This is a genomic window from Streptococcus sp., from assembly GCF_032481935.1.
GTDB lineage: Bacteria > Bacillota > Bacilli > Lactobacillales > Streptococcaceae > Streptococcus.
In genome coordinates, this window is the sequence record NZ_JAWERU010000001.1 from 62,050 (window position 1) to 77,869 (window position 15,820).

Below are 15,820 nucleotides of genomic sequence, written 5' to 3' on the forward strand. Positions count from 1 at the left end.
CTTTGATTTTTCACATGGTCAGATGGATTTATAAACTATTTTTATGGTATAATAGAATGATGTATTCTATAGAAGAGGAAGAAAATAAGATGAGTGATTTAAAGGCAATTCAAGCTCGTAGCCTAGAGATGGCTGAATATTTTGTCGCCTTTTGTAAAGAACACGATTTACTCTGTTATTTGTGTGGTGGAGGAGCTATTGGAGCTCTACGAAATAAAGGTTTTATTCCTTGGGATGATGATTTAGACTTCTTTATGCCCCGCAAGGATTATGAAAAATTAGCAGAGCTATGGCCTCGTTATGCGGATGAGCGTTACTTCCTATCAAAAAGTGATAGAGACTTTGTTGACCGCAATCTCTTTATCACTATTCGAGACAAGGAGACGACTTGTATCAAGCCTTATCAACAAGATTTGGATCTACCACACGGCTTGGCCTTGGATGTTCTTCCCTTGGATTACTACCCTAAAAACCCAGCTGAACGTAAGAAACAGGTACGTTGGGCTTTGATTTATTCTCTCTTTTGTGCACAAACCATTCCAGAAAAGCACGGAGCTCTCATGAAGTGGGGTAGTACCATTTTACTAGGATTGACTCCTAAAGCCCTTCGCTATCGTATCTGGAAAAAGGCTGAGAAAGAAATGACCAAGTATGGACCAGCTGAAAGTGATGGCATCACAGAGTTATGCTCAGGTCCAGGTTACATGAAGAAGAAATACCCAATTCAAGCCTTTGAAGACAACATTTTCTTACCTTTCGAAGGAACAGAAATGCCTATTCCAGTTGGTTATGATGCCTATCTCAGCACAGCTTTTGGTGACTACATGACACCACCACCAGCTGACAAGCAAGTGCCTCACCACGATGCCCTGATAGCAGATATGGATAAGAGTTACACTGAATATAAGGGGGAATACAATGCAAGAAAAAATTAGTATCATTGTTCCTGTCTATAATGTAGAAGCTTATTTGGAACGCTGCGTGGAGTCTATTTTAAAACAGACATATACGAATTTTGAATTGCTCCTTATAAATGATGGTTCAACTGATAAGAGTGGTGCCTTGTGCGATCAGTTGGTATCTAAAAATGAAAATATCAAAGTTTTTCATATTAAGAATGCAGGAGTCTCGAATGCTAGAAATATAGGTATTCAACATTCAAGAGGAGAATGGATTACTTTTATTGATAGTGATGATTTTATTACACCAGATTATTTGGAAACTTTAATAAGTGTAATTGATAGTGACGATTCTATCGGATTTAGTATAGCACGTCTCCATCATATAAAAAATGGTCAAATTACAGAACTACCAGTTTTTTCAGGAAAAGCAGAGAAGTGGTCGACAGAGCAGACGATGAGAGAATTATTGATGACAACTCAGACTTCTTTTTTTCCTGTTGCAAAATTGTTTAAAAGAGAGGTTATTTCAGGTTTTATATTCAATACAGACTATCATTTGGCTGAGGATGCATTGTTTTTAACAGAAGTTTTATTAAAAACCAAATGTACAAGCGTATTTATTGATAAACCAATCTACTATTATGATCATCGACAGGGGAGTGCGACAACTTCTGTCAATAATCATGTATTTGATACCATAGAGGTCTATAAGATTATTATTTCTGAAGTTTTTCAAATTTTCCCACAACTAAAAACTGAATTAGTGAACAGAAAATGTTGGTCATATATTACGGTATACGATAAAATAATCTTTACGGATCCTAGTCAATATCGAACAGAAAAAGTTAAGTTGAGAAAGTGGATTATTAATCATTTATCTGAGATATTAAAAGACCCTTATTTTACTCATTTTCGAAAAATAGCCGTTTTGTCGCTCCTTGTTTCTCCATGGATCTATAGACAAATTGTCGGCTTGAATTAATAATGTCATTTAAAGGAGTTGAAGATGAATTTTTCAAAAACGAATGAATGCTTTGAAAAATCAAAATTTTGGATTTCATATCTGTTTGTTTTTATTTCGATTTTAAGCATGAGTTCACTAGTCTATAAAGTAACAAATCCTGTTTACAAGGGATTATCAGCAGTTGTTGTTCTTTGTATTTGTTTAACCTTATTGTTAAATTGGAAACGAATAGAAATCGATAAGAAATTCCTAGGTTTATTTGGGCTTTTGACGGGGAGTCATCTAGTAGCAACACTTGTTAACCGTTCAGGCCACTTACTTGGAAATATGGTTGAAATCTTCTTTATGATAACTTATATTTTACTATTTACCATGGTGAATTTAGAGTATCTTAAGAAGTTGATTCGCTTGATTGCAGGAACGGTTCAAATTGTTTCTTTTTTCTCAGCCATATTTGCTTTTGTTCTTTTAATATTTAGAGTCTTAATATTATTTAAAATTGGAGAACAATCCTATTATTATGGTGTTATGAATGGACGCTTGTGGGGAATTGTTAACCCAAATGCAAGTGCTATTTTTTCTTATATCAGCATTGTTTTTGCTTTGTACCTTATTCATAAAGGAAGTAAATACTCAGTTTATCTAAAGATAAACAATCTGATTCAGTTAATCTATTTTGCAACCATGCAGAGTAGAGGAGCACTCTTATCAGTCATTTTGATGCTTGGAATTTATTGTCTTTTTATTTCTAGAGGAAAATTACTCAAAAAATGGCTTACTTTTCTAGTAGCTAGTATCTTACTCACAGGTAGTAATATTGGTATTAGTTATGTAACTTCTATATACATTTCAGCAGCCAAGGCAACTGTAATTGACTTAAATAAAGGCAAATCATATTCAGAGACAGATTCGGACGTAGCCAAGAAAAACGGAGAACTTCACCTAATCGAGACGACACCAAGTGGACGTACTTATATCTGGAAAAATGCTATTAAAATGGGAAGTGCAAAACCGTTATTTGGCTATGGTGTTCGAAATGTTACCGATTACTATACAGAGTACTTTAGTAAATTTGAAATTCAGAATTCGCTGATTGGTGGGAACTTCCACAATATATTTGTAACAATTTTTGTAAGTTCAGGATTATTAGGTTTACTTTCTTTCATCATTTTAATAATTTATATCGCTGGAAGATTTGTTACTTATTTAATTGTGTCTAAGAAGAATAGCGAAAAATTTATTATGATTCTATTTTTTGGTATTTTATTTGGACAATTGTTTGAAAGTCAGATTATGTATTCTACAAACTTTATCAATATTATTTTCTGGTTAGTGATTGGCTATGGTTTAACGGTCTGTTCGAAAGAAAAAAATATCCGTTATGAGGAAGTGACAGATATTTCTGAAATCCAACAGATGGAATTAGGAATCATGGAGTATATTCATGAAGTTTGTCAGAAAATTGGTGTTAAGTATTTCTTAGCTTATGGTAGCTTAATTGGCGCAGTTCGTCATCAAGGTTTTATTCCATGGGATGATGATATGGATATTTGTATGCTTCGAGATGATTATGAAAAGTTACAAGATTATTTGATTGCCCATCCAGATGAACGATACGAAGTCATGTCTTATAAAAATAATATCAATTATGTTTATCCTTTCATGAAGGTTCAAGATAATCGTACCTACCTACTTGAGGAAGATGTGCGAATTGATTCAAATATGGGTATCTATGTAGATATTTTCCCTGTAGATGGTTATGAAGATGATCAGGCGTTTAAGGATAAAATGACTAAAATCATCAAGAAACGCCAGTTAAGTTGTTATACTTTCAAAGGAATTACGAATACTAAAAGTGTAGTAAATTCAATTATCCGATATATTTCTGTTATTATCTTTTATTTCACAAACACAAATAAGTACGTTTCTCAAATCGATGAATTAGCAAAATCTAGAAAAGTGGAAGATTATGAACAAGTAGACTACCTTATCTATAAAGATATGAATAAACCTGTTTGGAAACGCGAATGGTTAGAAGATGTTGAAATTGGCAATTTTGAAGATAAGGAATTCATGATACCAAAACACTACCATGAAATTCTTATTTCAGATTATGGGAACTATATGCAGTTGCCACCAGTGGAGCAACAAGTTTCCCATCATGACTTCAAACTGTGGAAAATTGTAGAGAATGGATAATATTTTTTCATCTTAGGAAAGAGTAAAAAATAGGAGTGACAAAGATGTCTGAGAGAATTTTAAGTCTAGAAGAAATCAAGCAAGTTGAGCTTGGTATCCTAGAGTACTTACATGAGATATGTGAAAAACACGATATCAAATATTTTATCGATTTTGGAACCTTATTAGGAGCTGTTCGTCATAAGGGTTTTATTCCTTGGGATGATGATACAGACATTTCGTTAGCTAGAGATGAATTTGAAAAGTTATACGCTGTTCTAAAAAACGATAACCACCCATACTATAAGTTGATTTCTTTTAGAGAAACGAAGGGATATCCATATAGTTATATGCGTGTTTACGATATTCGAACAAGGAGAGACTCGAATCTTTTAGATCCAAGTGTTGTTCTTGGAACTTGTGTAGATATCTTCCCGTACGATGGTCTTGTTACAGATGAACAAGATCGTAAGAAAATGAAACTCTACAAACAACTAATTCGTCTATCGTCGTTAAACTTTAAGGGAATTAAATACGAAAACGGAGGGATTAAAAATCTTCCTCGTTATATTGCGTCAGCAATATTCAGATTTACATCTCCTCAATTCTGGAATCAAAAACTTGAACAACTTGCTTTAAAATACAGTATTGAAAATTCTTCAGATTTAGTTTGTTCGACTTATGACTCTTACTATCCAGCTGGTATTAAAACAGAATGGTTGTATGATACAATTGATATGCCATATGAAAATTTAATCCTAAAAGTACCGAGAAGATATCATGAGATTCTTGTCTATGAGTTTGGTGAAGAGTATATGACTCCGCCTCCTGTTGACAAACAAATTCCAGGAAATGAGAAAAATTACTGGATTGATTAACGAAAGAGTATAAAATTAATTAAGAAAGCTGAATGCCTTATGAAAAGTTTTAAAAAATCAATATTACTTAGTGCCTTGTTTCTATCAGCCACAATAATTCAAGCGCAAACAGTAAATGCAGATACTATCTCAGCAGGTGCAGGGAATCGCATACATTTTATCAATACAAAAGCTAAATCTGGAAGCGATGCTATTCTTCTAGAGAGTAATGGTCATTATGCCCTTATTGACATGGGCGAAGATTATGATTTCCCTGACGGAACTGATCCGAGATATCCAGATCGCTGGGGAATTTCCATGCGAAATTATCAAGTTTTGGAAGATCGTTTAATGCGACATCTAGATCAGGTTGGAGTGAAGAAATTAGATTTTGTCCTAGGAACTCATGTTCATAGCGACCATATAGGTGGTGCGGATGAAATACTTAATCGTTATCAAGTAGACAAATTTTATTTGAAAAAATATTCAGATGAAAGAATTACTAGTAATTGGGGACTGTGGGATAACCTTTTCAATTATGATAATGCTCTTCGTGCTGCTCAAAATCGCGGGGTTACAGTTGTCCAAGATATAAAGGACGAAGACAGCCATTTCACATTGGGAGAGATGGATATACAACTCTATAATTATAAGAATGAGTATGGTTCAGACGGGAAACTCAAAAGGGTACTTGATGATAATTCCAACTCAATTGTAGCTGTTGTGACTGTGGCAGGTAAAAAGATATATCTTGGTGGCGACCTAGACAACGCTGAGGGAGCTGAGGATAAGCTAGGTCCAGTTATTGGAAAAGTGGACATGATGAAATGGAATCACCACTATGATGCAAAAATATCAAATACTAAAGCTTTTATCGACAATCTTTCACCAAGCATGATTATCCAAACTACTGGAGGAGAGATCAACCTTGCTTCGACAAGGGATTATCTTCAAGAGAAAAATATTCAGGTTGTCCGTGCTTCTAGCAATACTCAAGACGCAACGGTATTTGATATTAGTAATCAAGGATTCACTAATGTCTCAAATGCTTTCCCTGATATTCCTAAAGTTGATGCGAACTGGTATCAGGAAGGTGGATATTGGAAATATCGTCTTTCAGATGGACAAATGGCTATTGGTTGGCAAGAAATTGATGGTAGTTACTATTTCTTTAATGGAAAAGGTCAAAAACAAACGAGTCGATGGCTCCATTTAAAAAATAATGGTGTAAATCTTGAAGGTAACTGGTATTACCTTAACGATGATGGTAAAATGCAAACAGGTGGATGGTTCTATCATGATAATGCTTGGTATTATATTCAATCTGATGGTGCAAGAAGATATGATCAGCTAGCTGAAATAGGTGGCAAAAAGTACCTATTTGATAAAGATGGTAAAATGCTTACTGGATCACAAGTCTTTAATGGTAAGAAAATGTTCTTTGCAAGTAGTGGGGCATTACAGTCAGATGAGACAGGCTCTGGATGGCAAAAAATTGAATCAAACTGGTACTACTTTGATGAAGAAGGAAAACAAATAGTTGGTAAAAAGGAAATCAATGGAGTAAACTACTACTTTGATAATAAGGGAGTTATGCAAACCGGTTGGGTCTCGATTGAAGGGCATTGGAGCTATTTTGCAAGTTCCGGAGCAATGAAAATAGGTTGGATCAAGGATGGTAACACTTGGTATTACTTAGATAAAGAAGGAATGATGCTGACAGGCCTTCAAGAGATCGAAGGTACTCACTATTATCTAAATGCAAGTGGAGCCATGCAAACAGGTTGGAAGTGGTTCGATAATCATTATAGCTACTTCACAAGCAGTGGAGCAATGAAGACAGGTTGGCTCAAAGATAAGGGTCTTTGGTACTATTTAGATAAAGAAGGTATCATGCAAACTGGCCTACAAGAAATTGAAGGTGCTCGCTATTATCTAAATGCAAGTGGTGCTATGCAGACCGGTTGGAAATGGTTTGATAATCATTATAGTTACTTCACAAGTAGTGGAGCAATGAAGACAGGCTGGCTCAAAGAAAACGATCTTTGGTATTATCTAGATAAAGAAGGTATCATGCAAACTGGCCTTCAAGAAATCGAAGGTACTCGCTATTATCTAAATGCAAGTGGAGCCATGCAAACCGGTTGGAAATGGTTTGATAATCATTATTATTACTTCACAAGCAGTGGAGCAATGAAGACAGGTTGGTTCAAAGATAAGGACACCTGGTACTATCTAGACAAGGAAGGCATCATGCTAACAGGTCTTCAAGAGATTGATGGCTCTCGTTATTATCTCAATACTAGTGGCGCAATGGAGACTGGTTGGAAACAGTTGAATGGCAATTGGTACTATTTCCAAGCTGATGGTTCGCTCCTAAGAAATGGGACAACACCTGACGGCTACAAGGTCAATCAAGATGGTATTTGGAGCTTAAATCCTGTAAAAGAGGAAGAAGTTCAGGGAAATCAAGAAGATCCTAAGAAGGATTCTGATAAGCCAGTAGATAAGGAAGAAAAATCAGCAGAAGCGATTGAAAAATAGGAAGCTACAGAAACAAGACAGACTTTGAAGGCAGATAAAGAATAAGTGCTTTCTACCTCTTACTATGTCTTCGAGAAAATTTCCTCTGTGCTAGTGTTTCACTCACAACCTAGGTTTCTTATGAAATAGTATTTATATACATCTCAAAGAATTTATCAATGTTTTTAGGATGAGAATATTGATCAGCTTTGGGATGTTTTTTGATTCTTTATCCCCTAAATTGTTGAAAACATTCTCTTAGTCTTCAAATCGAAATATTTTGATAAGAAATTTTAAAACCGACTGATTAGATAAATAAGAAAAATTATGGTATAATAAAACGATGCAAAAAAGGAGTATATATGGACATTTCAGAAATTCGTCAAAAAATTGACGCCAATCGTGAAAAATTAGCTTCTTTTAGGGGGTCTCTTTGACCTCGAAGGGTTAGAAGAAGAAATTGCCATTTTGGAAAACAAAATGACAGAACCTGATTTTTGGAACGATAATATTGCGGCCCAAAAAACGTCGCAAGAATTAAATGAACTAAAAAATACCTACAATACTTTCCACAAGATGGAGGAGTTGCAGGATGAAGCTGAAATCTTACTAGACTTTTTAGCAGAGGATGAGTCTGTTAAAGATGAGTTGGTGGAGAAGTTAGCTGAGCTAGATCAGATGATGACTAGCTACGAGATGACTCTGCTCTTGTCAGAGCCCTATGATCATAATAATGCTATTTTGGAGATTCACCCAGGTTCTGGTGGAACAGAAGCCCAAGACTGGGGCGATATGCTTCTTCGTATGTATACTCGTTATGGTAACGCCAAAGGTTTCAAGGTTGAAGTCTTGGATTATCAAGCAGGTGATGAGGCAGGAATCAAGTCAGTAACCTTGTCTTTTGAAGGACCAAATGCTTATGGTCTTCTCAAGTCAGAGATGGGAGTTCACCGTTTGGTCCGAATCTCGCCATTTGACTCAGCTAAGCGTCGTCACACCTCCTTTACTTCTGTAGAAGTTATGCCAGAGTTGGATGATACTATTGAAGTTGATATTCGAGAAGATGATATCAAGATGGATACTTTCCGCTCAGGTGGGGCAGGTGGACAAAACGTCAACAAGGTTTCAACAGGTGTCCGTTTGACCCACATTCCGACTGGGATTGTCGTTGCATCAACTGTTGACCGTACTCAGTACGGAAACCGTGATCGTGCGATGAAGATGCTCCAGGCAAAACTCTATCAAATGGAGCAGGAAAAGAAAGCTGCTGAGGTAGATGCTCTTAAGGGGGATAAGAAAGAAATCACATGGGGAAGCCAGATTCGCTCCTATGTATTTACTCCTTATACAATGGTGAAAGATCACCGTACCAGTTTTGAGGTTGCGCAGGTAGATAAGGTTATGGATGGGGACTTAGATGGTTTCATCGATGCCTATCTAAAATGGCGTATTAGTTAAAAGAAAGGAAGTCACATGTCGATCATTGAAATGAGAGATGTTGTCAAAAAGTATGACAACGGGACAACAGCCCTACGTGGCGTCTCTGTGAACATTGAACCAGGAGAGTTTGCCTATATCGTAGGTCCTTCAGGTGCAGGTAAGTCAACTTTTATCCGTGCCTTGTACCGTGAAGTTAAAGTTGAAAAAGGCAGTTTGCAGGTTGCAGGTTTTAATCTTGTTAAGATTAAAAAGAGAGATATTCCGCTTTTGCGTAGAAACGTAGGAGTCGTCTTTCAGGATTACAAACTCTTGCCAAAGAAAACTGTTTATGAGAACATTGCTTACGCAATGGAGGTTGTCGGTGAAAGCCGTCGTAATATCAAAAAACGTGTTATGGAAGTTTTGGATCTTGTTGGTTTGAAACACAAAGTTCGTTCATTCCCTAATGAATTATCAGGTGGTGAGCAACAACGTATCGCCATTGCTCGCGCTATCGTAAACAATCCTAAGGTATTGATTGCTGACGAACCAACAGGTAACTTGGACCCGGATAACTCATGGGAAATCATGAACCTCTTGGAGCGCATCAATCTCCAAGGTACGACTGTTTTGATGGCAACCCACAACAGCCAAATCGTAAATACCTTGCGCCACCGTGTCATTGCCATCGAGAATGGTCGTGTGGTTCGTGACGAAGCGAAAGGAGAGTACGGATACGATGATTAGTAGATTTTTCCGCCACCTATTCGAAGCTTTAAAGAGTTTAAAGCGTAATGGGTGGATGACCATTGCTGCTGTCAGTTCAGTAATGATTACCTTAACCTTGGTTGCAATTTTTGCCTCAGTTATCTTTAATACTGCAAAATTGGCAACGGATATCGAAAACAACGTTCGCGTCATGGTTTATGTCCGTAAAGACGTTGAAGACAATAGTGAAACCATTGTCAAAGAGGGCCAAACAGTTACAAACAATGATTACCACAAGGTTTATGATGCCCTCAAGGCTATGCCAGCTGTTAAAAGTGTAACTTTCTCAAGTAAAGAAGAGCAGTACCAAAAGCTGACTGAAACCATGGGTGACGAGTGGAAGGTTTTTGAAGGAGATGCCAATCCTCTTCATGATGCCTACATCGTCGATACCAATTCACCAAGTGATGTGAAACCAGTCGCTGAAGAAGCTAAGAAAATCGAAGGAGTTTCTGAGGTTCAAGACGGTGGTGCCAATACGGAGCGTCTCTTCAAGTTGGCTTCCTTCATCCGTGTTTGGGGATTGTTCATTGCAGGACTCTTGATTTTCATCGCGGTCTTCTTGATCTCAAATACCATTCGTATTACTATCATTTCACGTAGTCGTGAAATCCAAATCATGCGTTTGGTTGGTGCTAAAAACAGCTACATCCGTGGCCCATTCTTGCTAGAAGGTGCCTTTATTGGTTTGTTGGGAGCAGCTCTTCCATCAGTTCTGGTTTACTTTATCTATAACCGAGTATTCCAATCTGTCAACCCATCCTTGATTGGACAAAACCTATCCTTGATTACCCCAGATACCTTTATTCCATTGATGATCGGTCTTTTGTTCCTCATCGGAATTTGTATCGGTTCACTTGGTTCAGGAATCTCAATGCGTCGATTCTTGAAAATCTAAGTAAGATAGTTTACTAAAATCTATAAAAGTAGGATACCATCGAGGCTTCTCCGAGTCTGATGGTCCTACTTTTTATGTTGAACTTATAAATCATACTCTTCAAAAATCTCTTCAAATCACGTCAGCTTCGTCTTGGCGTATATTTGTTACTGACTTCGTCAGTTCTATCCACAACCTCAAAACAGTGTTTTGAGCAACCTGCGGCTCGCTTCCTAGTTTGCTCATTGATTTTCATTGAGTATCAGTTGCTTGCCAATTTTTGGGAAACAGTGTATGATAGGAAAGGACCTTTTTGCTAAAAGAGTGATAGGGACTAGATGAAAGATAACTTTTATTTCTACAGTAATATCTAGCTCTTTTGACTTAACATAAATAATGAATGAGGATAAAATGAAACAATTTTTGGAAAAAGTGAGTATACTTTCCCTGTCGTTAGTATTGATCACATCATTTTCAATATCAAGTGCCCTACCAGCCATGTTTGACTATTATCAGGGCTATTCGACTGGCCAGGTCGAGCTCTTGGTCAGCCTTCCATCCTTTGGGATTATGGCCATGCTCCTCTTAAATGGAGTTTTAGAACGGATTTTTCCTGAACGTCTCCAGTTGACTTTGGGACTTTTGATTTTATCAATCAGTGGAACAGCTCCCTTCTGGTATCAGGGATACTACTTTGTCTTTGCCACTCGTCTTCTCTTTGGGATTGGAGTGGGGATGCTAAATGCTAAGGCTATCTCTATCATCAGTGAACGATACCATGGTAAGACTCGTATCCAGATGCTTGGTTTTCGTGGGTCAGCTGAGGTAGTGGGAGCCTCTATCTTGACTCTGGCAGTTGGTCAACTTTTAGCCTTTGGCTGGACCGCAACCTTCCTAGCCTATGCTGCAGGTTTAGTGGTTCTTGTACTTTTCCTTCTCTTTGTCCCTTATGGAAAAGCAGAAGCTCATGAGTCCAAGCAAAAGACAGAAGAAGTAGCGAAACTAACTCGCTCCATGCTACAGCTGATTTTCTTCCTAGCTGTCGGAGCTGCAGTCATTGTATGTACCAATACAGCCATTACCTTCCGTATTCCTAGTCTCATGATTGAGGCAGGCTTTGGAGATGCTCAATTGTCTAGTCTGGTACTCAGTGCCATGCAGTTGATTGGGATTCTGGCGGGAATTAGCTTTTCTTTCCTCATCTCTGCCTTTAAGGAAAAATTGTTATTGATTGCGGGTGTAACCTTTGGTATTGGGCAAATCATCATCGCTCTTTCACCTTCTCTTTGGGTTGTCGTTGCAGGTTCTGTCTTAGGAGGATTTGCCTATAGCATTGCCCTTACGACGGTCTTTCAGTTAATTTCTGAGAGAATCCCAGCAAAGCTCCTCAACAAAGCAACTTCCTATGCTGTTTTGGGATGTAGTTTTGGTGCCTCCTTAACACCTTTTGTTCTTTCAGGAATTGGCTTGGTAACAACGAATGGTCGAATGACCTTTATCATTCTAGGAGCATGGATGATTGCGACATCAGTCCTTGTTTCTCTCCTATTGAAAAAAGAAGGTTAATAAAAAGAGGCTGAGAAAAAATCATTACAATCAGAAAAACGCATAATATCAGGTGTTGAAAAGCCTTGATACTATGCGTTTTATTTTTTTTCATTTTCTGATAATACTCTTCGAAAATCTCTTCAAACTGCGTCAACGTCGCCTTGCCGTATATGTGTTACTGACTTCGTCAGTTCTATCCACAACCTCAAAACGGTGTTTTGAGCAACCTGCGGCTAGTTTCCTAGTTTGCTCTTTGATTTTCATTGAGTATAAAATTGAGTTTTTGATCAACTTTTTTTAGTGATCAGGCGAACATTTGCCAAAAGTAATCAATGATGTAGGTCAAGCCGTATGTGTAAACGACCAGGGTAAAGGGCTTGGTCAGGATGATAATGGTCATGTAACGCTTGAAGCTCATCTTGGTTAGAGCTGCCAGCATACAGAGAAAGTCCGCTGGACTAACCGGCCAAATCATCATAAAGATAAAGAATCGATCAAAGCGATTTCCCTTATCTAACCAACCGATGTACTTATCATAGGTACGTTTGCTGACGACAGACTGAACAAAGGGGGCTCCGTAGAGACGAACCAGGTAAAAGATAATGGCGCAACCAATGACAATGCCGATATAGTTGTAGATTGTCCCAATAATGTGCCCGTAGATAAAGACACCTGCAACGGAGGTTAGAGCACCAGGAATGATAGGAACAACCGTCTGCAATATCTGTAAAAAGATAAAGAGTGGTGGCCCCCAGATACCGGCCTGTTGGATAAAGGCAGACAAGGTTTCCTTGGAATGCAAGACTCCAGCCTGGTAGGCCCAGATACAGAAAATCAAAGTACCAACTCCACCGATGATGGAAGAAATATTAATTGCTTGCTGTAGAAGGGGAGAAACAGCTTTCATTTGTTTATCGTGTGACATGTAAACTCCTCTTGAGTAGTATGATTCTACTATACCATATTTTAAGGAGAAAGACTATATGGGGTACTTCATGTGACTTTGCCTCAAGTATGGTAAAATGGGAATAAGAAAATGGCAGCTTAGAATGAGGAAAATCATGTTAGGATTGAAGTTTAATGGCACTTGGCGCAACTACCAAAGACAGGTCTTGGATAACTTTCAGGAATATCAATCAGATGGCCATGTCCACTTAGTGGCAGCACCAGGTTCTGGGAAAACAACCATTGGTATCGAGTTAATTGCCCGCTTTGATAAGCCAGCTCTGGTTTTGGTGCCGACTGTTACCATTCGGGAACAATGGGTAGATAGGATTCGCCAGGCCTTTTTAGAGGATGAGGACCAGATCACAAGTCTCGTTTCTCAAAATCTCAAGGACATGAAGCAAATCACCATCGCCACCTACCAAGCCTTTCACAGCGCTATGCAACAGGTACAATCTCAAGAGGATAATGGCGAGGTTGAAGACTTTGTCGGCTTTGACCTGCTTGCTAGACTCAAGGAAAAGGGTGTCGAAACCCTCTGTCTGGACGAATGCCATCACTTGAGAAATGAATGGTGGAAAAGCCTAGAAGACTTCCGTAAAAACTACCCGCAACTGCAGGTCATTTCTCTAACCGCAACCCCTCCCTATGATAGTGAGCCAGAACTCTGGGATCGCTATCTCCAGATGTGTGGCGAGATTGACCAAGAAATCACAGTGCCAGAGCTAGTCAAAGAAGACACTCTCTGCCCTCATCAGGACTTTGTCTATATCTGTTTTCCGACCAAGGAAGAAGACAAACGCCTGGAAGAATTTGAGGACACCAAGTGGCAATATGTCAGCCAATTAGTCGTTGATCGTGACTTTCAAGAGTTGATTAGGACTTCCAAGGTTCTCAAAGGGGAAATCGCTGCGGATATGCTCCTTGAAGATCCCAAGTATCTCTCAGCGCTACTCATTTATCTACAGGCTCAAAAGCTAGAAATTCCTAAGCACTTACGAGATTTATTAGGTGCTGAAGGCTTACCTGCTCTTAATTACTACTGGCTAGAAGTCCTCTTGCAAGGCCTTCTCTATCAGACACCTGACTGGTATGAGGACCCGCATGAGACAAAGAAAAAGATAGAAGCCGAATTGAAATTAAGAGGGCTGGTTGAAAAACGTCAGGTCTTCTTGGTCAAATCCAAGGCCAATGACCAAATCCTCAATCAATCTCTAGGAAAACTGGCTGGCATCGCATCTATCTTTGAAACCGAGTATGCTAGTCTAGGTCAGGACTTGAGACAGTTAGTCTTGGCGGACTATATCCGCAAGGATTTTGCTAGTTATCTGGGAGATGACCAAGCACCAATCACGCAATTAGGTGTCCTCCCATACTTTGAAACTATTCGCCGAAGTGCGCAAAAACAAGGCCTTTCTGTCCACATAGCAGTCCTTTCAGGTAGTGTCGTTATCATACCGGCTAGTGTCAAGGAAGAACTCCAAGCACTCTTGCCAAGAGTCGCTTTGACCTTCTCATCCATCGGAAAACTCGACCAAGGCGCCTATCTCCAAGTAGGATTTCCATCTAGCTTTAAGGGGATGGTCGCAGCAGTGACCGAGCTCTTCCAACGTGGTTCTATCCAGGTCTTGGTCGGAACCAAGTCTCTCTTGGGAGAAGGGTGGGATGCGCCTTGTGTCAACTCTCTCATCCTAGGAAGTTTTGTCGGAAGCTTTATGCTCAGTAATCAGATGCGAGGCCGTGCTATCCGTATCTGGTCAGGACATCCAGATAAGACCAGCAATATCTGGCATCTGGTCGCTATCAAACCCTATACAAAAAATCTTTTCTTGCGGGAAAAGGAAAATGAAGAGGAAGTAGAGAAGGATAATCCCTATCAAGATTTACTGAGTCTAATTCGTCGTATGGAGCATTTTCTAGGTTTATCCTATAAGGAGGATACCATCGAGACAGGTCTGGATCGCTTGGACTTCCCTAAACCACCCTTTAAGAAAAATAAGATTCAAGCCTATAATCAGAAAATCAAGGAATTGTCCAAGGACCGTACCACCCTTCGCAAAAAATGGCAGGAGGCGTTGGTAGTTGCGGATAAGCTAGAGATTGTCAATGAGGTAGCAACAGATCGCAAGCAGATCCCTCTGCTCACTCTTGTTGATGCTGAAAAATGGCTCCGTTATTCCTTTATGCTAACGGCCCTCAATCTCCTCTTTTATATCTTTAGGGTCCGTGGAACTAGTATTCGCTGGTTGTTTGGACTGAGCATCCTCTTTCTAGCCTACACTGTGATTCGCTATTTCTTTTACAAGAGTCCTTATAAACGCTTGCGCCAGATTGGAGAAGCTATTCGTAAGGTCATGGTGACTGCAGGGCATTTGTCAGATGACCAGTCGCGCGTGCAGGTCGATGAGGACAAGGAAAGCTTTAACGTCTTTGCCTATCTAAAAGGTGGAAGCATGCGAGACAAGGAACTCTTTTCAAAGGTTTTAGGAGAATTCTTTGCGCCAGTGGACAATCAACGCTACCTCTTAGTAGCTCAAAAAGCACCAGCCGGCCAATCCAAGTATTTCGTAGTTCCTAGCCTCTTTGAAAAACGCAAGGAAGATGCCCAGCTCTTCCAAAATGCCGTCGCACCACACATAGGCAACTACCAACTCGTTTACACCCGCAACGAAGCAGGCCGAAAAATCCTACTCGAAGCCAGACTCAAATCCCTAGCCAACAAAAACGACCGCCTCCTCACCAAGAAGAAGGTCAAAAGTGCGTTGAAGTAGGGAGGGAGCGGAAGTTTTTCTGATAGGACTATGATATAATAATAACTAGAATGTCAACCTCTGAAGGA

Annotated in this window: 11 protein-coding genes; 10 read left to right on the plus strand and 1 reads right to left on the minus strand. The window is 39.1% G+C overall.

The genetic code is table 11. From position 1 onward, the window contains the following. Window positions 1-89: 89 nt before the first annotated feature. The 9 genes from E7C97_RS00295 to E7C97_RS00335 all read left to right on the plus strand — a co-directional run bounded on the left by E7C97_RS00295 (window position 90) and on the right by E7C97_RS00335 (window position 12,054). Window positions 90-935 carry a phosphorylcholine transferase LicD gene (locus E7C97_RS00295; protein WP_316107565.1) on the plus strand — a complete coding sequence of 282 codons (846 nt, stop codon included), beginning with the start codon at window positions 90-92 and terminating at the stop codon, window positions 933-935. After that, window positions 919-1,884 carry a glycosyltransferase family 2 protein gene (locus tag E7C97_RS00300; RefSeq protein ID WP_316107526.1) on the plus strand — a complete coding sequence of 322 codons (966 nt, stop codon included), beginning with the start codon at window positions 919-921 and terminating at the stop codon, window positions 1,882-1,884. Before E7C97_RS00295 ends, E7C97_RS00300 begins: the two co-directional genes overlap by 17 nt. A 24-nt stretch (window positions 1,885-1,908) precedes the next feature. Beyond that, on the plus strand, window positions 1,909-4,065 hold the full coding sequence (locus E7C97_RS00305; protein WP_316107528.1) for a LicD family protein: 2,157 nt from the start codon (window positions 1,909-1,911) through the stop codon (window positions 4,063-4,065). Between the two features lie 44 nt (window positions 4,066-4,109). Beyond that, complete coding sequence (locus E7C97_RS00310; RefSeq protein WP_316107529.1) at window positions 4,110-4,922, plus strand: LicD family protein; 813 nt, start codon at window positions 4,110-4,112, stop codon at window positions 4,920-4,922. A gap of 39 nt (window positions 4,923-4,961) precedes the next feature. Next, window positions 4,962-7,445 (plus strand): MBL fold metallo-hydrolase, encoded by a 2,484-nt coding sequence (locus E7C97_RS00315; RefSeq protein WP_316107530.1) that lies wholly within the window; start codon window positions 4,962-4,964, stop codon window positions 7,443-7,445. 341 nt (window positions 7,446-7,786) lie between these two features. Beyond that, a protein-coding gene (gene prfB, locus E7C97_RS00320) for a peptide chain release factor 2 (protein ID WP_148131633.1) occupies window positions 7,787-8,882 on the plus strand; the annotation gives its coding sequence in 2 pieces (ribosomal slippage) (window positions 7,787-7,858 and window positions 7,860-8,882; 1,095 coding nt in all). 15 nt (window positions 8,883-8,897) lie between these two features. Then, window positions 8,898-9,590 carry a cell division ATP-binding protein FtsE gene (gene ftsE, locus E7C97_RS00325; protein WP_000022259.1) on the plus strand — a complete coding sequence of 231 codons (693 nt, stop codon included), beginning with the start codon at window positions 8,898-8,900 and terminating at the stop codon, window positions 9,588-9,590. Beyond that, window positions 9,583-10,509 (plus strand): permease-like cell division protein FtsX, encoded by a 927-nt coding sequence (gene ftsX / locus E7C97_RS00330; RefSeq protein WP_316107532.1) that lies wholly within the window; start codon window positions 9,583-9,585, stop codon window positions 10,507-10,509. The genes ftsE and ftsX overlap by 8 nt, the downstream gene beginning before the upstream one ends. 390 nt (window positions 10,510-10,899) lie before the next feature. Next, a complete protein-coding gene (locus tag E7C97_RS00335; protein ID WP_316107534.1) occupies window positions 10,900-12,054 on the plus strand; it encodes an MFS transporter in 1,155 nt (384 codons plus the stop codon). A gap of 286 nt (window positions 12,055-12,340) precedes the next feature. Here E7C97_RS00335 and E7C97_RS00340 read toward each other — a convergent pair whose 3' ends face one another. After that, window positions 12,341-12,961, minus strand: coding sequence for a TVP38/TMEM64 family protein (locus E7C97_RS00340; RefSeq protein WP_049527636.1), 621 nt, complete (start codon window positions 12,959-12,961; stop codon window positions 12,341-12,343). Window positions 12,962-13,097: 136 nt separating this feature from the next. Here E7C97_RS00340 and E7C97_RS00345 point away from each other — a divergent pair, with 136 nt between their 5' ends. Continuing rightward, window positions 13,098-15,752, plus strand: coding sequence for a DEAD/DEAH box helicase family protein (locus E7C97_RS00345; protein WP_316107537.1), 2,655 nt, complete (start codon window positions 13,098-13,100; stop codon window positions 15,750-15,752). Window positions 15,753-15,820: the final 68 nt, after the last annotated feature.